Source organism: Streptomyces chiangmaiensis (assembly GCF_036281785.1).
GTDB lineage: Bacteria > Actinomycetota > Actinomycetes > Streptomycetales > Streptomycetaceae > Streptomyces > Streptomyces chiangmaiensis.
Window position 1 is genome coordinate 1 of the sequence record NZ_JAYWVC010000101.1, and the last position, 19,691, is coordinate 19,691.

The following is a 19,691-nucleotide window of genomic DNA, read 5'->3' on the forward strand; positions in this document are numbered from 1 at the left end:
GCACTATCGGGCCGCCTGACGGTGGGCCGCGCTCAGCCCAGCGACTCCTCCAGCAGCACGGCCCACTGGGCCACCACCCGGTCCCGGCGGGCCCCGTCGTCGGTGAGCAGATTGGCGAGGCCCAGACCGCGGGCCATGTCGAGCAGCCCCTGGACGGTTTCGCGGACGCCGGGGCGTGATTCGTCGGCGCCGAGCAGGTCCACGGCGATGCGGTGGGTCTCGCGGCCGACGCGGGCCTCCAGCTCCGTCACGCGCGGCCGCAGCTGATCCTCGTCGGAGGCGGCGACCCACAGATGCAGGGCGGCGCGGAACAGGGGCCCGGTGTACAGGTCGACCAGGGCGGCGACCACCGCGCGGCGGTCGGCCGGGCCCTCCGGGAACAGGGCGCGTATCGCCGTGGAGCGCTCTTCGGCAACGTACTCGACGGCGGCCGTGAACAGGTCCTCACGGGTGGGGAAGTGGTGCTGCGCCGCTCCCCGGGAGACGCCGGCGCGTTCGGCGACGACGGCGACCGTGGAGCCTGCCCAGCCGTGTTCGGCGAGACAGGCCACGGCGGCCTCCAGGAGCCGCTGCCGGGTGGCTCGGCTGCGGTCCTGCTTGGGAACGCGTTCGACCGCGCTCACACCACCCATGCGGGGTCCCGTCGCTCGAGGAAGGCAGTCATCCCCTCGCGGGCCTGCGGGGAGGCGAACAGCCGGGCCGAGAGCGCGGTCAGGTCGGCCGCGTCCCGGTCGAAGGTCTCCAGCACACTAGCCGTGAGCAGTTGTTTTGTCTCGGCCAGGCCCTGGGGCGAGGCCCTGCGCAGCCCGTCGAGCACGGGTGCGAGCACCGTGTCGACGTCGTCGCCCGCCACGGTGAGCAGCCCGGTGCGCACGGCCTCGGCGGCGTCGAAGCGTTCGCCGGTGAGGTAGTAGCGGGCGAGGGCGCGGGGGTCCGCGCGCGGCAGCAGGGGCAGGGAGATGACGGCCGGGGCGACGCCGATGCGCACCTCGGTGAAGGCGAAGGTGGCCTCGGCCGAGGCGGCCGCGATGTCACAGGCGCCCAGCAGGCCGAGGCCGCCTGCCCGTACGTGACCGCTCACCCGGGCGACCACGGGTCTGCACAGCTCGACGATCTGCCGCAACAGTCCGACCAGGGCCTCCGGGTGCGGTGGATCGCGCAGGTCGGCGCCCGCGCAGAAGGTGTTCCCGGTGTGGGTGAGGACGACGGCCCGTACGTCGTGGTCCTTGCCGCAGCGGGTGAGCGCCTCCGCCAGGGCGCCGACGAGCGCACCCGACAGGGCGTTGCGGTTGCCGGGCGAGTCGAGGGTGAGGGTGGTGATGCCGCGGTCGTCCGCGATGCGTACGAGTTCGCTCACGAGCGCTCCCTGAGCTGCCGGCGGAGGATCTTCCCGGAGGCGGCCCGCGGCACCCCGTCGACGAAGGTGACGCGCCGGACGCGCTTGTAGGGGGCGACGCGTTCGGCGACGTACATCATGACCTCGCCCTCGGAAAGCTCGTCCGCGCCCGGCTGACGTACCACGAAGGCGTGCGGGACCTCGTTGTTGTCGTCGTCGTAGACGCCGATGACGGCGGCATCCGCGATCTTCGGGTGGGTCAGCAGAAGGGCCTCCAGTTCGGCGGGAGCCACCTGGAATCCCTTGTACTTGATGAGCTCCTTGACACGGTCGACGACGAAGAGCCAGCCGTCGGCGTCGACATGGCCGATGTCCCCGGTGTGCAGCCAGCCGTCCCGGTCGATCATCGCGTCGGTGGCCTCGCGTTGTCCCAGGTAGCCCTTCATCACCTGGGGGCCGCGGATGGCTATCTCCCCGGCTTCGCCGACGCCCAGGTCCTTGTCGGGATCGTCGAGGGAGAGTATGCGCATCTCGGTGCCGGGTACCAGCTTGCCGACCGTGCCGCCAGGCGCGTCGTGGGCGTCCAGGGGCACGACATGGGTGCACGGGGACAGCTCCGTCATGCCGTAGCCCTGGCCGATGGGCGGCAGGCCGAGGCGCTCGGCACAGGCCACCGCCAGCTGGGCGTCCAGGGGCGCGGCGGCGCTGATGATGTACTTCAGGGACGACAGGTCGTACCGCGCGACGGTCGGGTGCTTGGCGAGGGCCAGAACGATCGGCGGCGCCACGTACAGGCCGGTGATGCGGTGGTTCTGGATGGACGCCAGGAAGGTGTCCAGGTCGAAGCGCGGCAGCACGACCACCGTGGCCCCCTGCCGCAGGGGTGCGTTCATGAGGGCCGTCATGCCGTAGATGTGGAAGAAGGGCAGCACGGCGAGGATCCGCTCGCCCGGCCCCGTCCCGATGAGCGGGCGTATCTGGGCGAGATTCGTGGCGATCTGGCGGTGCGTGAGCATCACGCCCTTGGGCATGCCCGTGGTTCCGGACGAGTACGGGAGGACCGCGACGTCCTCCACCGGGTCGATGTCGACCTGGGGTTCGGGCGCGGCCGTCGCCAGCATGTCGATCAGGGAGCGGTGACCGGGCGCGCTGTCGCAGACGAAGATCTCCTGTACACCGCCCGCCTTCTCGGCGGCCGTGCGCGCCGTCTCCAGGAGAGGTGACACGGTGACGATCCATCGGGCGGCCGAGTCACGCAGCTGCTTGGCGAGCTCCTCCGCCGTGGCGAGCGGGTGCACGGTGGTGACCGAGGCCCCCGCGCGCGTGGCGGCGTAGAAAGCGGTCGGGAATGCGATGGTGTTGGGACTGTGCAGGGCGAGGACGTCGCCCTTGCGCACACCGGCTTCGGCAAGGGCGGCGGCCAACCGCCGGTGGAACCGGTCGAGTTGTTCGTAGGTGAGCGTGGTGCCGTCCACCCCGTCGATCAGGGCGGGCAGCTCACCGAACTCGGCGGCCCGGCCCAGGACCGCTTCGTGGATGGGGATGTCGACGGCCGGGACGTCCACGTACTGGCTTCGGAACACGGTTCCTCCTCGTACGGCTGCGGTACGCCTGCGGGGCTAGTAGGACTTCGGCAGCCCCAGGGTCTGGTGGGAGACGTAGTTGAGAATCATCTCCCGGCTCACCGGTGCGATACGAGACACGCGCGCGGCCGTGATGAGAGAGGCGAGCCCGAACTCGCGCGTGAGGCCGTTGCCGCCGAGGGTGTGCACGGCCTGGTCGACGGCCTTCACACAGGCCTCACCTGCGGCGTATTTGGCCATGTTGGCGGCCTCGCCCGCGGCGACGTCGTCCCCGGAGTCGTACAGGAAGGCAGCCTTCTGCATCATCAGGCGGGCCAGTTCGAGGTCGATGTGGGCCTGCGCCAGGGGATGGGCGACCGCCTGGTGGGCGCCGATGGGCTGCTTCCACACGGTGCGGTCGCGCGCGTACTCGACGGCCCGGGAGAGCGCGTAGCGGCCCATTCCGATCGCGAAGGCGGCGGTCATCACACGTTCGGGGTTGAGTCCGGCGAACAACTGGAGCAGTCCCGCGTCCTCGTCGCCGACGAGCGCGTCGGCGGGCAGCCGTACGTCGTCGAGGGTCAGCTCGAACTGCTTCTCCGCGCCGGACAGTTCCATGTCGATTCGCCGCCGCCCAAAGCCGGCCGTGTCCCGTGGGACGACGAACAGGCAGGGCTTGAGCTTTCCGGTACGGGCGTCCTGGGTACGGCCGACGATCAGGGTCTCGTCGGCTATGTCGACTCCGGAGATGAACACCTTGCGGCCGGTGAGGACCCAGTCGGCGCCGTCGCGGCGTGCAGTGGTGGTGATGCGGTGCGAGTTGGAGCCGGCGTCGGGCTCGGTGATGCCGAAGGCCATGGTGCGGCTGCCGTCCGCCAGGCCCGGCAGCCACTGTCGTTTCTGTGCCTCCGTGCCGAACCGGGCGATGACCGTGCCGCAGATCGCCGGCGAGACGACGAGCATGAGGAGGGGGCAGCCCGCGGCGCCCAGCTCTTCGAGCACGATGGAGAGTTCGGCTATGCCGCCGCCTCCGCCTCCGTAGGCCTCCGGCAGGTTGACGCCGAGATAGCCCAACTTGGCGGCTTCGGCCCAGAGTTCGGTGGGATGCCGGTTCTCGGCGATGACGGTGGTGAGGTAGTCGCGACCGTAGCGCTTGCCGAGTGCGGCCACGGCCGAGCGGAGGGCTTGCTGTTCGTCGGTCTCGATGACGGGGCTCATGCTGGTCTCCCGAGTGCGAGTTTGTACGTGGTTGCTCACGCGGCTCCCCGCGCCTCTCACGGGGCGCTCTGCACCACTGCCAGCAGTGCGCCGACCTCGACCTGCCGGCCGGGACCCGCGTGGAGAGCGCTCAACGTGCCGGTGACCGGCGCCGTGATCTTGTGTTCCATCTTCATCGCCTCCAGCCAGAGCAGTGGCTGGCCGGCCTGAACGGCGGCTCCGACGGTCAAGCCCTCGGCCACCCGCACGACCGTTCCCGGCATCGGCGCGAGCAGGGACCCTGGGGCGTGGTCGGCGGTGGGTGCACGGAAGCGGGGCAGGGCGGTGAGGGCGGTCGAGCCGACATACACCTGGTCGCCGTACCGGGACACCCGGAACTTCCTCTGCACCCCGTCCACTTCGAGGACGACGAGACCGGAGTCGGCGTGCACCACGCGCACCCCGTCCGCCGCCAGGCCCTCGCGTGTGTGCCAGTAGCGGGCCTCGTGCTCCTCGCCGCCCACCAGATACCGCTTGGCCTGCGGCTGCGACGGCAGGTTGCGCCAGCCGCCGAACCGCGAGCGGCCGTGCGCGTCCGCGAGCGCGGCGGCCAGGGCGGCGTACGGGGCGGGCACGGGCTCGGTCAGCCCGGCCAGATGCCGTTCGTAGAAGCCCGTGTCCATCCGGGCCGCGGTGAACTCCTCGTGGCGCAGGGACCGCACGAGCAGATCCCTGTTGGTCGCCGGGCCGTGGACCTCCGCCCGTTCCAGGGCGCTCGCCAGCTGGCGGATCGCCTCCGCGCGCGTGGGGGCGTGGGCGACGGCCTTGGCGAGCATCGGGTCGTAGTGGACCCCGATCTCGTCACCGTCCGCGTACCCGGTGTCCAGGCGCACGTCCGGGACCGCGAGGCGGTGCAGCGTGCCGGTCTGCGGAGCCCACTGACGTGCCGGGTCCTCGGCGTACAGACGGGCTTCGACCGCGTGGCCGTGCGCGCGTGGCGGTTCGCCGTCCAGGGCCGCGCCCTCGGCAACCCGGATCTGCAGGGCCACCAGGTCGATCCCGAACACGGCCTCCGTGACCGGGTGTTCCACCTGGAGCCGGGTGTTCATCTCGAGGAAGTGCGCCCGGTCTCCCGCGACCAGGAACTCCACCGTGCCCACCCCCACGTAGTCGACCGCGCGGGCGGCCCGTACGGCCATCGCGCACACGTGGTCGGCGAGTTCCGGAGTCAGCCCCGGCGCGGGGGCCTCCTCGATCACCTTCTGGTGACGTCGCTGGAGGGAACAGTCCCGGGTGCCGAGCGCCCATACCGTGCCGTGCATGTCGGCGAGGACCTGTACCTCGACATGGCGTCCCCCTTCGACGTACGGCTCCACGAAGACCTCGTCGTCCCCGAATGCGCTCAGCGCCTCGGCGCGCGCCGCCGTCAGCTCGGCGTCCAGGGCGTCGAGGTCCCGTACGACACGCATGCCGCGCCCGCCGCCGCCGGCCGCCGCCTTGACCAGGACGGGCAGGTCGTCGCCGGTGACCGTGGCCAGTGACTCCAGGCCCATCAGCTTCTTCGCCCGGGTCTTCGAGGCCATCGCCTCGATCGCCTCCGGCGGGGGGCCGATCCACACCAGGCCCGCGTCCAGCACCGCACGCGCGAAGCCGGCGTTCTCCGAGAGGAAGCCGTACCCGGGGTGCACGGCGTCGGCGCCCGCCGCGAGGGCGGCCTTCACGATCAGGTCGCCGCGCAGATACGTCTCGGCGGGTACCGCCCCGGGCAGCCGGACCACCGCGTCGGCCACACGGGTATGGAGCGCGCCCGCATCGGCGTCGGAGTGCACGGCGACGGTGCGGATGCCCAGCTCACGGCAGGTACGGACGATGCGGCAGGCGATCTCACCGCGGTTCGCCACCAGAACGGAAGTAATCACGGGCCTCACATCCGGAAGACGCCGAATCCGCCACGCGCACCCTCGTAGGGCGCCGTGTGGATCGCGGACAGGCACAGGCCGAGGACGGTGCGGGTGTCGCGGGGGTCGATGACCCCGTCGTCGTACAGCCGCCCGGACAGGAACATCGGCAGGGACTCGGACTCGATCTGCTGCTCCACCATGGCGCGCAGGGCGGCGTCGGCGTCCTCGTCGTAGGGCCGTCCCTTCGCCGCCGCGGACTGCCGGGCGACGATGGACAGGACGCCGGCGAGCTGCTGCGGGCCCATGACGGCTGACTTGGCGCTCGGCCAGGCGAACAGGAAGCGCGGGTCGTACGCCCTTCCGCACATGCCGTAGTGCCCCGCCCCGTAGGAGGCGCCCATGAGCACGGACAGATGCGGCACCCGGCTGTTGGACACCGCGTTGATCATCATCGCGCCGTGCTTGATGATGCCGCCCTGCTCGTACTCCTTGCCGACCATGTAGCCGGTGGTGTTGTGCAGGAACAGCAGTGGTATGTCCCGCTGGTTGGCGAGCTGGATGAACTGGGCCGCCTTCTGGGACTCCTCGCTGAAGAGCACCCCCTGGGCGTTCGCCAGCACCCCGACCGGATAACCGTGCAGGCTCGCCCAGCCGGTGCACAGGCTCCTGCCGTACAGCGGCTTGAACTCGTCGAAGTCGGAGGCGTCGACGATACGGGCGATGACCTCGCGCGGGTCGAAGGGCACCTTCAGGTCGCCGGGCACGATGCCGAGGAGCTCCTCCGCGTCGTACTCGGGCGGGATCGCCGCGCCCGGATCGGGGTACGCCTTGCGGTGGTTGAGGCGCGCCACCACGCGGCGGGCCTGGCGCAGGGCGTCCTGCTCGTCGACGGCGAAGTAGTCGGCGAGACCCGACACGCGCGCGTGCATCTCGGCGCCACCCAGCGACTCGTCGTCGCTCTCCTCGCCGGTGGCCATCTTCACGAGCGGCGGACCGCCCAGGAAGACCTTGGCGCGCTCCTTGACCATGATCACGTGGTCGGACATGCCCGGTATGTAGGCGCCGCCGGCCGTGGAGTTCCCGAAGACGACCGCGACCGTGGGGATTCCGGCGGCGGACAGCCGCGTGAGGTCGCGGAAGATGGCCCCGCCGGGGATGAAGATCTCCTTTTGCGACGGCAGGTCGGCGCCGCCCGACTCGACAAGGCTGATGCACGGCAGCCGGTTGGCGAGCGCGATGTCGTTGGCGCGCAGGGCCTTCTTCAGGCTCCACGGGTTGCTGGCGCCCCCGCGAACGGTCGGGTCGTTCGCGGTGATCAGGCACTCGACGCCCTCGACGACGCCGATGCCGGTCACGAGCGAGGCGCCCACCGTGTAGTCGCTGCCCCAGGCGGCGAGCGGGGACAGTTCCAGGAACGGCGTGTCCGGGTCGAGGAGCAGTTCGATGCGCTCGCGGGCAAGCAGCTTGCCGCGCCCGCGGTGCCGCTCGACGTACTTCTCGCCGCCGCCCGCCAGCGCCTTGGCGTGCTCGGCGTCGAGTTCGGCGAGCTTGGCGAGCATGGCGTCGCGGTTGGCCCGGTGGCCGGGGTCGTCGGCGTCCACGGCCGTGGAAAGGACCGTCACGGGCGGGCCTCCGGGATCTCGGACGGGCGGGCGGGGGTCACAGGAGGGCCTCCGGCAGGTCGAGGTGGCGGGCGCGCAGCCATTCGCCGAGGCCCTTGGCCTGTGGGTCGAATCGGGCTTGCGCGGCGACGCCCTCGCCGAGGATCCCCTCGACGACGAAGTTGAGGGCGCGCAGGTTCGGCAGGACGTGACGGACGACGGTGAGGTCGGCCGTCTCGGGCAGGAGCTCGCGGAAGCGGTCGACGGTCAGGGTGTGGGCGAGCCAGCGCCAGGCCTCCTCCGTACGCACCCACACCCCGACGTTGGCGTCACCGCCCTTGTCCCCGCTGCGGGCCCCGGCGACACGGCCGAGGGGCGCACGTCGGGTCGGGCCCGGGGCCGGCGGCTCCGGCAGGGGCGGCTGGGGCGCCTCCTGGAGGAGGCGGGTGTCGCCGACCGGGGCCACGGCGATACGCCGGCCGTCGTGGAGCACCGCCACCTCTTCCACGGTGTCCCGGTCCACGTGGATCGACTGGAAGACCCCGTACGGTGATCCCTTCCCCGGTGGCGCGACCACATGGAATCCGGGGTAACTCGCGAGCGCCAGCTCGATCGCGGCGCCGCTGAGCGCCCGGCCCACCGTCTCCTCGGCGGGGTCGCGCACGACCATCCGGAGCAGGGCGCTCGCCGTCTCCTCGGTCGCGGCGTCGGGACGGTCGGTGCGGGCGAGGTCCCACCGTACGTGTGCGGGGCGGGACTTGGCCGCGTCCAGCGCCGCCTCCATCTGTGCCCTCACCAGCGCGGCCTTGGCCTCGATGTCGAGCCCGGTCAGCACGAAGACGACCTCGTTGCGGAAGCCGCCGAGGCGGTTCAGGCCGACCTTCAGGGCCGGGGGCGGCGCCTCCCCTCGCACGCCCTCGATCCGCACCCGATCGGGACCTTCCTGGGTGAGGCGGACCGTGTCGAGGCGGGCGGTGACATCGGGACCCGCGTACCGGGCGCCCGCCGTCTCGTAGAGCAGCTGGGCGGTGACCGTGCCGACGTCCACGACACCGCCGGTCCCCTCATGCTTGGTGATCACACTGCTGCCGTCCTCGTGGAGTTCGGCCAGCGGGAAGCCGGGCCGGCGCAGCAGCTCGGGCGAATGGGCGGTGAAGAAGGCGTAATTGCCACCGGTGGCCTGTGCCCCGCACTCCAGGACGTGCCCGGCCACCACCGCGCCCGCCAGCCGGTCGTACTCGGTCGGTCCCCAGCCGAAGTGGGCGAGGGCGGGCCCGGCGACGAGCGCGGCGTCCGTCACTCGGCCGGTGACCACGACGTCGGCGCCCTCGCGCAGGCACGCGGCGATGCCGTGGCCGCCGAGATAGGCATGGGCGGCGAGGACGCCCATCGGGGCCCCTGGTCGAACGGAGTCGGGACCTCGGGAGAGGGAAGCGGTGAGATCGTCGCCCTCGACATGGGCCACCCGTACCGGGATCCCCAGTCGGTCGGCCGACTCCCGTACCGCAGCCGCCAGTCCGGCCGGATTGAGGCCTCCGGCGTTCGTCACGATCCGCACGTTCCGCTCGTGGGCGAGGCCCAGGCACTCCTCCAACTGCCCCAGGAACGTGCGTGCGTAGCCTCCGGCGGGGTTCTTCAGGCGATCGCGGCCGAGGATCAGCATGGTCAGCTCGGCGAGGTAGTCGCCGGTGACGACGTCGAGCGGACCGCCGGTGAGCATCTCGCGCAGGGCGTCGAAGCGGTCGCCGTAGAAGCCGGAGGCGTTGCCGATGCGGAGGGGACGGGGAGTCACCGGCCCTCGCCCTTCGGCGCCCGTCCTACGCCCGGCGGTCCCGCGAACGCCTGCGCGATGTCCAGCCACTGGTCGGCGTCCGGCCCCTCGGCCCGGACCGCCAGGTCGGCACGGTTCGCGCGCTGGGTGACCAGCAGGCAGAAGTCGAGCGCGAGGCCGGTCACCCGCTGGGTGGCGTCCTCGGGCCCGTACGTCCAGACGTCCTTCCCCGAGGGCGCGACCAGTTCCACCCGGAACTCCTCCGGCGGTGCACTCAACCCCCGTACGCCGAAGGCGAAGTCGCGCGCCCGTACGCCGATACGGACCACATGGCGCAACCGGTCCGCGGGGGCACGCGTCACCCCGAGCGTGTCGGCGACGTCCTGTCCGTGCGCCCAGGTCTCCATCAGCCGGCCGGTGGCCATGGACGCGACCGACATGGGCGGCCCGTACCAGGGGAAGCGAGTGCCGGAGGGCGCGGCGCGCAGGGCGCGGTCGAGAGCGGCACGACCCTCCCGCCACGTGGACAGCAGCCGGGCCGGCGGCAGCGCGGCGCCGACGCGGGCGGCCTCGTCGACCCAGGTGCCGGGGGATGCGAGCGCCTTCCCCACCTCTGTGCCGAACGCCTCGGCGTCGGTGACGGCGAGCAGGGCGGCCCGGTCCGTCCAGGCGAGATGCGCGATCTGGTGGGCGACGGTCCAGCCCGGGGCGGGTGTGGCAAGCGCCCAGCGGGACTCCTCCAACTCGGCCACGAGCCGGTCGAGTTCCTCGCTCTCCCGGCTCAGATCGTCGATCACGGACGATGCGTCGGACACGATGCGCTCCCCTCGGGGCACGACGGTGTGCGTGGGGAGCATGGCAGCGGGAGCAGAAACAAGCAAGCATGCTTGCATGGATCGTCGGTGTCAGGGATCTCACTGGGCGGCCGAGCAGGTTCGTGATGCGGCTGCGTGAGCATGTCTTCGGCCACGTACAGCAGTTGCCGCCGCACTTCTTCCAACAGCACCGGCAGGGCGATCCGCTGCATCGGCTGACCGGTGACGTCGAGGCGACCGAGACCATGCTGGTGTCCGGTCTCGTCGGCGCGGCCCCGGCGGCCTTCAGCGCGCTCTTCCACGCGGCTGCCGCGTTCTGGCTGCGCTGGGACCCGGCCGCGGCCACCTTCGTCCTCGCGCCGCTGTCCTGGTCGGCGGCCCGCCGCTTCACGGGCTCCATCAAGGACGTCTCGCATGAGGGCCGGGTCGCCGACGGCGCGATCACCTCCGTGGCCGGGAAGTCGATCGGCAGCATCGTCCCGACCCAGGCGTACGACCACCGGGACGCCGAACGCAGGCGGCCGGGCCAGGGAGCGAGGGCATGGTCCGCGCCTCGTCCGCTCGACCCGTCTCAACGCGGCGTACGAACAACTCGTGCAGGTCAGCCCCCTGTTCCGCGACGAAACACCCTGGCACGACGTCTGACCCCCACCCGGCGTCCCCCGTACAGGCGCATCATGGGTTCACACACCTGACGCAGTCCACTACCCTGGACCATCAGGTGCATGACACTGAACGAACCCCGAGTCAACCGCACTGGAAGGCCCCGTGAACACGCCCAGCGCCGCCCCCTCCACCCCGGCATCGGTCGCCACCGGACCGGATTCCATGCACCCGGTGCCCGGCGGGCCGCACCGCCGTGGATCCCTCGGGCCCGTGGGGCTGGTCCTCGCCGGGGGTGTCTCCGTGCAGTTCGGCGGGGCACTCGCGGTCAGCCTGATGCCACGGGCCGGAGCGCTCGGAGTCGTCACTCTGCGACTCGTCGTGGCGGCCGTCGTCCTGCTTCTGGTCTGCCGGCCCCGGCTGCGCGGGCACGCGCGCGCGGACTGGGGCACGGTCGTCGTCTTCGGCATCACCATGGCCGCGATGAACGGTCTCTTCTACCAGGCCGTGGACCGCATCCCCCTGGGCCCCGCGGTCACCCTGGAGGTCCTCGGCCCGCTGGCCCTCTCGGTGCTCGCCTCCCGGCGTGCGGTGAACCTGGTCTGGGCGGGCCTCGCACTCGCCGGCGTCTTCCTGCTCGGCGGTGGAGGGTTCGGGAACCTCGACATGGTGGGCGTCGGCTTCGCGCTCTCGGCCGGAGCGATGTGGGCGGCGTACATCGTCTTCAGCGCCCGCACGGGACGGCGCTTCCCCCAGGCCGACGGGCTCGCCCTCGCGATGGCGGTCGCGGCCGTGGCGTTCGTGCCGCTGGGGATCGCCGAGTCGGGCACGAAGCTGCTCGTGCCGACCACGATCGGCCTGGGTGTGGCCGTGGCGATGCTCTCCTCGGTCCTGCCCTACACCCTGGAACTGCTCGCCCTGCGCCGCCTGCCGGCCTCCACCTTCGCGATCCTGATGAGCCTGGAACCGGCGGTCGCGGCGACCGCCGGCTTCCTGGTGCTCGGCCAGTCCCTGAACACGCATCAGGCGGTGGCGATCGCGCTGGTCATCGCCGCGAGCATGGGCGCGGTGCGGACGCAGGTCGGGCGGGGCAGGCCGGTCGCCGAGCCGGAGGCCTGAGCGGCATCGCCGGCGAGCCGCCTCACCGGCGCGACACGTACAGATCCAGCGCCTTGTGCAGCAGGCGGTTGAGCGGCAGGTCCCACTCGCCCAGGTACTCGACCGCCTGTCCGCCCGTGCCGACCTTGAAGCGGAGCAGGCCCAGGAGGTGGTTGGACTCCTCCAGGGTGTCGGTGATGCCGCGCAGGTCGTAGACGGCGGCGCCCCCTTCGTGGGCGTCGGTGAGCATGCGCCACTGGATGGCGTTGTTCGGCTGGACCTCGCGCCTGCGACCGGTGGAGGCGCCGTACGAGTACCAGACGTGTGTGCCGACCGTCAGCATCGTCGCGGCGGCCAGGACCTCGCCGTCGTGGTGGGCGAGGTAGAGCCGCATACGGTCCGGGTCCTCCGCCGTGAGCGCGGTCCACATCCGCTGGAAGTACGGCAGCGGGCGCGGGATGAAGCGGTCGCGCTCGGCGGTCTCGGTGTACAGGGCGTAGAAGGCGGGCAGGTCGTCGTAGCCTGCGCGGACCACCTTCACGCCCGCCTTCTCGGCCTTCTTCACGTTGCGGCGCCACTGCTGGTTGAGGCCGCGCTGGACGTCCTCCAGCGTCCGCCCCGCGAGCGGCACCTGGAAGACGTACCGGGGCTGGCCGGCCGCGAAGCCCTCCGAGCCACCCGGCTCCGTCTGACGCCAGCCCATGCGGCGCAGCCGGTCCGCGACCTCGGCCGCGCGCGGCTCCTGCTCGGTCGCCGGCACGTCCCGCAGCCGCCGCGCGCCGGGGTCCGCGATCGCCGCCTTGACGGCGTCCGCACTCCAGCGGCGCGCCACCACGGGCGGACCCATCTTCACCGAGAAGACGCCGCGGCTCTTCAGATACACGACCAGCGGCTCGAGCCATCGGCCGAGGTCCGGCGCATACCAGTCGATGACCGGGCCCTCGGGCAGATAGGCCAGGTACCGCTTGAGCCTGGGCAGCGGGCGCAGCAGGACCAGGCCCACTCCGACCGGCCCCCCGTCACCGTCCTCCTCGAACCAGCCGAGGCTCTCCGCCCGCCAGTCCGACTTCACATCGCCCCAGGAGGGCAGCTGCAGATGGCTGGCGGACGGGCGTGAGGCGATGAACGCCAGGTGTTCTTCCCGCGAGACGGGTCGGATACGGAGGGTCATGCGGGGGCTCCTGGGGTGGTGATGGGCGACAGCCGACGCCGATACGGACGCCGACGGACCGGATTCGGCTCCGGGCGCCGGAAGTGTCGCGGTCACCGGCCGGGTCGAGGGCCGTTCGACCCCGCTCCTTCATCCTTCCGAGGACCTCCCGTGCCGCCACGTCATCGCCGGGAGTTCACCGCGTTGGTCGTCACTCCTTCGTCCCCCGTCCCGGACTCGTTCCAGCCCGTCCGCGAGTACCTCCGCCAGGTGCCGCGCCTTCCGGCCCGCGAGCTGTTCCAGCTGGGTGCGGCAGGAGTAGCCGTCCGCCAGAACCACCGCGTCGTCGGGTGCCGCCGCCACCGCCGGGAGCAGCTGGTCCTCCGCACACGCCTTCGACACCTCGAAGTGACCCTTCGTGAAGCCGAAGTCGCCCGCCAGCCCGCAGCACCCGCCGCTCAGCTCACCGGTCAGGCCCGCGGCCGCGCGCAGCCTGCGCTCGGCCGCGTCGCCCAGGACGGCGTGCTGGTGACAGTGGGTCTGGCCGACCGCCGGGCGGTTCACCCCGGGGGGAGTCCAGTCGGGGGCCAGGCGCTCCAGCGCCTCGGCGAACGTGACCACCGCGGAGGCGAGACGGGCCGCCCGCGGATCGTCGTGCAGCAGCTCCGGCAGGTCGGTGCGGAGCGCTGCCGCGCAGCTCGGCTCGAGGACGACCACCGGGAGACCGGCCGCGAGCACGGGGTCCATCAGGTCGAGCGTCCGGCGCAGGACGGTGCGGGCACGCTCCAGCTGGCCCGTGGAGATGTAGGTCAGGCCGCAGCAGACCCGGCCGTGGCGGACCGTCAGCCGTGCGCCGCCCGGCCGCCCTGTCCTCGTGCGCGCCGTGGGTGGCAGGACCACGCTCAGGCCCGCCGCCTCCAGCACCCGGACGGCCGCCTTGCCCACGGACGGCGACAGGTGCTCCGTGAAGGTGTCGGGCCACAGGACGACGCGCGAGCCGCCACCCGTCCCGGCGCCTTTCCGCGCCCGCCCGCCGGACTCCCGCCGCCACCACCGGGTGAACGTCTCCCGCGCCGGCCGCGGAATCTCCCGCTCGGGGGCGATCCCACCCAGTCGCCTGCCCAGCGCCGCCAACGGCCCGACGGACGCGAGCGCGTCGACCACCGGCGCGGTCCTCGTGCGGGCGACCGCTCGCAGCCACACCGGCAGCCACCCCATCGCGTAGTGTGCGGCCGGTCTGCGCCGCCCCGCGTAGTGGTGGTGCAGGAACTCCGCCTTGTACGTGGCCATGTCGACGCCGACCGGGCAGTCCGTCCGGCAGCCCTTGCAGGACAGGCACAGGTCCAAGGCGTCCCGTACCTCCGTCGAACGCCAGCCGTCGGTGACGACCTCGCCCGCCAGCATCTCGTGCAGCAGCCGTGCCCGCCCTCGGGTGGAGTGCTCCTCCGCGCCGGTCGCCCGGAACGAGGGGCACATCACGCCCGCACCGGACACCGTCGTCGTACGGCACTTGGCGACCCCCACGCACCTGCGGACCGCCGCCGAGAAGTCGCCGCCGTCCGCCGGGTAGCCGAAGACGACGTCCACCGGCTCGCGGGGCAGTACCGCGAATCGCAGGTTCTCGTCGAGGCGGGCCGGGCGCACCAGCATCCCCGGGTTGAGCAGGTCGTCCGGGTCCCAGACGTCCTTGGCCCGCTCGAACAGCGCGACCAGGTCCGGTCCGTACATCTTCGGCAGCAGCTCCGCCCGTGCCTGGCCGTCGCCGTGTTCCCCGGAGAGCGAGCCGCCATGGGAGACGACCAGTTCGGCGATCTCCTCGGAGAAACGGCGGAAGCGGGCGATGCCCGCCGCCGTCATGAGGTCGAAGTCGATGCGTACGTGGATGCAGCCGTCCCCGAAGTGGCCGTAGGGCGTGCCGCGCAGACCGTGGTCGGCCAGCAGGCGTCTGAAGTCCCGCAGATAGTCGCCGAGTCGGGCCGGCGGTACCGCGCAGTCCTCCCAGCCCGGCCAGGCCTCTCCCCCACCGTCCGGCGTCCGTGTCGCCGTGCCGCTCGCGTCCTCGCGCAGGCGCCACAGCGCGCGCTGCCCGGCCGGATCCGCGACCACCACCGCGTCCGCCACGTCGGCCGCGCGGACGATCGTCTCCGCCTGCGCGCGTGCCTCCGCCTCACTCGCGCCGCCCACCTCCACGAACAGCCAGGCACCCCCACGCGGCAGCCCCGCCGACGGCGGTACGAGATCGGCGGCCATGCCCTCCACCGTCAGCGGGCCGTAGGGCAGCAGTCCGGCCGCCGCCTGAGCGGCCGCGCTCTCGTCCGGGTACGCCAGCACGGTGAGCACCCGGGCCCGCGGCGTCCGGACGAGGTCCACGACCGCCTCCGTCAGAACGCCCAGGGTGCCCTCGGAGCCGCAGAAGGAGCGGGCCACGTCTGCGCCCTTCTCCGGGAGCAGCGCGTCCAGCGCATACCCGGAGATGCGTCGCGGGAGGACCGGATACCCCGTGCGCAGCAGCGCCAGATCACCCTCCACCAGTGCTCGCAGCCTCTCGGGAGCGCCCTGCCAGCCGCGGCCCAGGGTCAGCGCCTCACCCCGCGCGGTGAGCACCGACAGCTCGCGCACGCTGTCCGCCGTGGTGCCCCAGGCCACGGAGTGGGAGCCGCACGCGTTGTTGCCGATCATCCCGCCCAGCGTGCAGCGGGAGTGCGTGGAGGGGTCGGGGCCGAAGCGCAGGCCGTGCGGGGCGGCGGCCTCCTGGAGGCGGTCCAGGACCAGGCCCGGCTGCACCACCGCCGTGCGCGCCTCGGGGTCCAGGGACACGATCCCGTTCATGTGCCGGGTGAAGTCGAGCACCACGCCCGTACCCGTGGCCTGCCCGGCGATCGACGTGCCACCGCCGCGGGCGACGACCGGCACACCGTGCGCCCGGCACACACTCAGCACCGCGGCCACGTCGTCCGCGCCGCGGGGAGCCACCACGCCGAGCGGGACCCGCCGGTAGTTGGACGCGTCCATGGTGTGCAGCGCCCTCGCCGTCGTGCCGAACTCGACTGCGCCCCGCACCGACGCGCGCAGGTCGGCGTACAGGGCACCGGCGTCCACGTCGGCCGCCCCGGGACGTGGTTCCTCGCGATCCTTCATGCTCCCAGGATGCATCCGGTCGACCCGCCGTCCCCTCCCGCGGCCGCGCGGCCCGACGGCACTCCCGGTGAGGTCTGCGCCCACCCCTGGTCGACCTGTCCGCCCACCCCGAGCAGCGCGCGCTCGGTCCGTCCGCGGGCGTCTTCGACATCACCCGGGAAACAAAGAACCGGCACATCCCCTTCGGTCGTGGTCCGTACGTGTACCCCGGGGCGGCCCTGGCGCGGCTGGAGGCGGCGGTGGCGCTGCCGGCCCTCTACGCCCCTTTCCCGCCCTGGACCTCGCGGTCCCGGTGAGCGAACTGCGCCACAAGCCGGTGGTGACCCAGTACGACCTCGTCGAGCTGCCGGTACGGCTGCCCCGTAGGGCGCAGAGGATCTTCGCGGACCCTGGCCACGGATCCTCGTATTTCCGCACAAGTTCATGGGTCGGAGGACGTCGTCTCATCGAACGGACACGGTTCCGCCCGGTTTCGCCGAAGGGATACCCTCCGGCTCGTGGCTGATATCCAGATTCCTGCTGACCTCAAGCCCGCTGACGGCCGATTCGGCGCGGGTCCCTCCAAGGTGCGGGTGGAGGCGCTGGACGCCCTCGCCGCCACGGGTAGCTCGCTGCTCGGCACGTCCCACCGCCAGGCCCCGGTCAAGAACCTGGTCGGCAGCGTGCGCGAGGGTATCCGCGAACTGTTCCAACTCCCCGACGGCTACGAGGTCGTCCTCGGCAACGGCGGTTCCACCGCGTTCTGGGACATCGCGACGCACGGTCTGATCGAGAACAAGTCGCAGCACCTCAGCTTCGGCGAGTTCTCCTCCAAGTTCGCCAAGGCCGCGAAGCTCGCCCCCTGGCTCGCCGAGCCCACGATCCTCTCCTCCGACCCCGGCTCGCACCCGGAGCCGGAGGCCGAGGCGGGCGTCGACGTCTACGCCTTCACCCACAACGAGACGTCCACCGGCGTCGCGACGCCGATCAAGCGTGTCGAGGGCGCGGACTCCGGCTCCCTGGTCCTCGTGGACGCCACCTCCGGCGCCGGCGGTCTCCCGGTCGACATCACCGAGACGGACGTCTACTACTTCGCGCCGCAGAAGTCGTTCGCCTCCGACGGTGGCCTGTGGATCGGCGTGTTCTCGCCCGCCGCGCTCGAGCGCGCCGAGCGCATCCACGCCTCCGGCCGCCATGTCCCGGAGTTCTTCAGCCTCCCGACGGCCATCGACAACTCCCGCAAGAACCAGACCTACAACACCCCGGCCCTCGCCACCCTGTTCCTGCTCAACGAGCAGCTGGGCTGGCTCAACGGACAGGGCGGGCTGGACTTCGCCGTCCGCCGCACGGCCACCTCCGCCCGGACGCTGTACGGCTGGGCCGAGGACGTGAAGTTCGCGACTCCGTTCGTCGCCGACCCGGCCAAGCGCTCCCAGGTCATCGGCACGATCGACTTCTCGGACGAGGTCGACGCATCGGCCGTCGCCAAGGTCCTGCGCGCCAACGGCATCGTCGACACCGAGCCGTACCGCAAGCTCGGCCGCAACCAGCTGCGCATCGCGATGTTCCCGGCGATCGACCCGGCGGACGTCGAGGCGCTGACGAAGTGCGTCGACTACGTGATCGAGCGGCTCTGACCTTCTCGCCGCCCAAATCGCCGAGGGGCGCCCGGTGTTCACCGGGCGCCCCGCTGTCGTGACCGCTTCCCGTCACCGGCGCGAGCCGCCGCGCAGCAGCCTCTTGAGGCCGAAGACGAGGGCGAGGCACACGGCGAGAGCCAAGGCGCCGACCTTGTAGTCGGCCTTCAGGGTCGGACCTCCACCGGCCCCGGCCGGCTCACTCCCCTTCCCGGAGGGCGACTTGGAGCCGCCGCTCTCCTTGTGGGTCACGCTCTCGGCCTGCACCTGGCTGTCGGTGCCCTCGCTGCCGTAGAGGAGCTTCGATCCGTCGGCCGTGTACGTGACCGACTCGCCCTGTTGCTGCAGGGGCACGTCGAGTCGGCCCTGCCGCTTCATCCGCCCGTCGTTCCAGTCGTAGGCGATGCCACCGAAGTAGCCGCGTACGACGAGTTGCCGGCCGTCGGGCGAGAAGGCGGCGTCGGTGGCCCACAGGTCGACGGGGGCGACGGGCCGGAAGACGTTCGTCCCGGTGGGGGACAGCTCGGCCGGGCCTTCGTAGAGGTGCCCGCCGTCCTCCTTCTTGTCGATGATGTAGACGCGCCCGGTCCTGGGGTGGACCACGAGGGACTCGGCGTCCCTGGGCCCGTTCGAGTACTTCACCACGTACTGCGTGGCACGGACCGTCTGGTCCTGGAGCACCTTGGGCTCTGGCAGCTTGTAGATCCACACGTACGGCCAGCTGCCGTCGAGGTTGTCGCCGATGTCGCCGACATAGATCTGGTTCCCCGGGCCGATGGAGACGGCCTCGACGTCACGGGGGGTGCCGACGCCGCGCAGGGTGATGGTGGCGACGGTCTTCCCGGTGCGGCCGTCCACGGCGTAGAGGTACGGTCCGTCGTCGCTGTCGTTGTGGGTCCAGTAGATCCCGGGGTGCAGACGTGAGGCCGCGAGCCCACTGGACTCGGTGATCCGGGGGTCCTTGATGGTGAAGCCGCTGCTGCCGCCGCCCTCGCTGTCTGCGGCGGACGCCGGCGCGGCGAGCGCACCGATGAGTAGGGCCCCGGGGAGGAACGCGAGCGATCGACGCATGTCCCAAGCCTGCCATCCGAGACCGTCCACGGGTCGGGTGATCCGCCCGGCGGGTGCCGGGCGGGCGTGTCGATCCTCACACCGTCCCGCCCCATACGTCCGCGCCACGTCCCTCACCGATCGTCCATGATGAGCGGATGCTCAGGTTCATGCCCGTAGGCGACTCCATGACGATCGGCAGCGCGGGCGAACACACATGGCGTCACCGGCTGTGGCAGCACCTGTGCGCGACTTACGGCGGCCCGTTCACCCTCGTCGGCCCGCGCGAGACGCTGTACGACAAGGCGACGGACGCACCGACGTCGTACGCGTACGCCGAACCCGGATTCCCTCGCGCCCACCTGGCCGGCTGGGGCGAGGGCTGGCTCCACATGGCGCCGCTGATCGCCGACGCCGTACGGGAGTCGCGCGCGGACGTCCTGCTGGTCGCGCTGGGCCTGATCGACTTGGGTTTCTACACGAATGCGGAGCAAACGGCCGAGAACGTGGAGAGGTTCGTGACCCGGGCACGGACGGCCGACCCACACATCCGCATGGTCATGCTCCCCGTGATCCCGAACATCCGGGCACAGGCGGACGACCCGTTCGCGACCGAGGTGACCCTCTTCAACGAACTCCTGGCGAAGGCGGTGGCGGACCTGGACGAACCCCGCTCGCCGCTCCTGCTGGCCTCGACCCCACCGTCGTACGACATCCACCACGACACCTACGACGGCACGCACCCGAACGCGAGCGGGGAGCACAAGATCGCGGCCGCGTTCGCGGGGGCGATGTGTCAGGGGTGGGGGCTGGGCGAGGAGTACGACGCCGGTAGGACCTGACCGTCGGTCTC

Annotated in this window: 14 protein-coding genes and 2 pseudogenes; 5 read left to right on the forward strand and 11 right to left on the reverse strand. The window is 72.0% G+C overall.

What is annotated here, in order from left to right; genetic code table 11:
* Positions 1–32 precede the first annotated feature (32 nt).
* Genes VXC91_RS25395 through VXC91_RS25430 form a run of 8 tightly spaced genes read right to left on the reverse strand, consistent with a single transcriptional unit; the run spans position 33 to position 10,225 of the window.
* A complete protein-coding gene (locus tag VXC91_RS25395; protein WP_329509648.1) occupies positions 33–632 on the reverse strand; it encodes a TetR/AcrR family transcriptional regulator in 600 nt (199 codons plus the stop codon).
* Entirely contained in the window at positions 620–1,357 is a 738-nt protein-coding gene (locus VXC91_RS25400) for an enoyl-CoA hydratase family protein (protein ID WP_329509649.1), read from the reverse strand. Before VXC91_RS25400 ends, VXC91_RS25395 begins: the two co-directional genes overlap by 13 nt.
* Entirely contained in the window at positions 1,354–2,919 is a 1,566-nt protein-coding gene (locus VXC91_RS25405) for a 4-coumarate--CoA ligase family protein (RefSeq protein ID WP_329509650.1), read from the reverse strand. Before VXC91_RS25405 ends, VXC91_RS25400 begins: the two co-directional genes overlap by 4 nt.
* A 36-nt stretch (positions 2,920–2,955) precedes the next feature.
* Entirely contained in the window at positions 2,956–4,116 is a 1,161-nt protein-coding gene (locus VXC91_RS25410; protein WP_329509651.1) for an acyl-CoA dehydrogenase family protein, read from the reverse strand.
* Positions 4,117–4,172: 56 nt separating this feature from the next.
* Positions 4,173–6,014: an ATP-binding protein gene (locus tag VXC91_RS25415; RefSeq protein ID WP_329509652.1), complete on the reverse strand. Its 1,842-nt coding sequence runs from the start codon at positions 6,012–6,014 to the stop codon at positions 4,173–4,175.
* A 5-nt stretch (positions 6,015–6,019) separates the two neighbouring features.
* A complete protein-coding gene (locus VXC91_RS25420; RefSeq protein ID WP_329509653.1) occupies positions 6,020–7,618 on the reverse strand; it encodes an acyl-CoA carboxylase subunit beta in 1,599 nt (532 codons plus the stop codon).
* A gap of 37 nt (positions 7,619–7,655) precedes the next feature.
* On the reverse strand, positions 7,656–9,389 hold the full coding sequence (locus tag VXC91_RS25425; protein ID WP_329509654.1) for an acyclic terpene utilization AtuA family protein: 1,734 nt from the start codon (positions 9,387–9,389) through the stop codon (positions 7,656–7,658).
* Entirely contained in the window at positions 9,386–10,225 is an 840-nt protein-coding gene (locus VXC91_RS25430; RefSeq protein WP_408057468.1) for a TIGR03084 family metal-binding protein, read from the reverse strand. The genes VXC91_RS25425 and VXC91_RS25430 overlap by 4 nt, the downstream gene beginning before the upstream one ends.
* Before the next feature lie 74 nt (positions 10,226–10,299).
* On the opposite strand from VXC91_RS25430, the pseudogene VXC91_RS25435 reads away from it, so the two are divergent.
* Positions 10,300–10,786: pseudogene (locus VXC91_RS25435) on the forward strand (ABC transporter transmembrane domain-containing protein); the annotation flags it as partial.
* Between the two features lie 165 nt (positions 10,787–10,951).
* The gene (locus tag VXC91_RS25440; RefSeq protein WP_329509656.1) at positions 10,952–11,905 is read left to right on the forward strand and encodes an EamA family transporter; all 954 of its coding nucleotides are present in this window, start codon (positions 10,952–10,954) and stop codon (positions 11,903–11,905) included.
* A gap of 22 nt (positions 11,906–11,927) precedes the next feature.
* On the opposite strand, the gene VXC91_RS25445 is transcribed toward VXC91_RS25440, so the two are convergent.
* Positions 11,928–13,055 carry a lipid II:glycine glycyltransferase FemX gene (locus VXC91_RS25445; RefSeq protein ID WP_329509657.1) on the reverse strand — a complete coding sequence of 376 codons (1,128 nt, stop codon included), beginning with the start codon at positions 13,053–13,055 and terminating at the stop codon, positions 11,928–11,930.
* Positions 13,056–13,184: 129 nt separating this feature from the next.
* Positions 13,185–16,172, reverse strand: coding sequence for an FAD-binding and (Fe-S)-binding domain-containing protein (locus tag VXC91_RS25450; protein WP_329509658.1), 2,988 nt, complete (start codon positions 16,170–16,172; stop codon positions 13,185–13,187).
* A gap of 110 nt (positions 16,173–16,282) precedes the next feature.
* Between VXC91_RS25450 and VXC91_RS25455 the strand changes: the two are divergent.
* Positions 16,283–16,530 (forward strand): annotated as a pseudogene (locus VXC91_RS25455) (cytochrome P450); the annotation flags it as partial.
* 139 nt (positions 16,531–16,669) lie between these two features.
* Positions 16,670–17,788 carry a phosphoserine transaminase gene (gene serC, locus VXC91_RS25460; RefSeq protein WP_329509659.1) on the forward strand — a complete coding sequence of 373 codons (1,119 nt, stop codon included), beginning with the start codon at positions 16,670–16,672 and terminating at the stop codon, positions 17,786–17,788.
* A gap of 72 nt (positions 17,789–17,860) precedes the next feature.
* Here the strand turns inward: serC and VXC91_RS25465 are convergent, their stop codons facing one another.
* Positions 17,861–18,859, reverse strand: a complete 999-nt coding sequence (locus tag VXC91_RS25465) for a WD40 repeat domain-containing protein (RefSeq protein ID WP_329509660.1) — start codon at positions 18,857–18,859, stop codon at positions 17,861–17,863.
* 137 nt (positions 18,860–18,996) lie between these two features.
* On the opposite strand from VXC91_RS25465, the gene VXC91_RS25470 reads away from it, so the two are divergent.
* Positions 18,997–19,680 carry a GDSL-type esterase/lipase family protein gene (locus VXC91_RS25470; protein WP_329509661.1) on the forward strand — a complete coding sequence of 228 codons (684 nt, stop codon included), beginning with the start codon at positions 18,997–18,999 and terminating at the stop codon, positions 19,678–19,680.
* Positions 19,681–19,691: the final 11 nt, after the last annotated feature.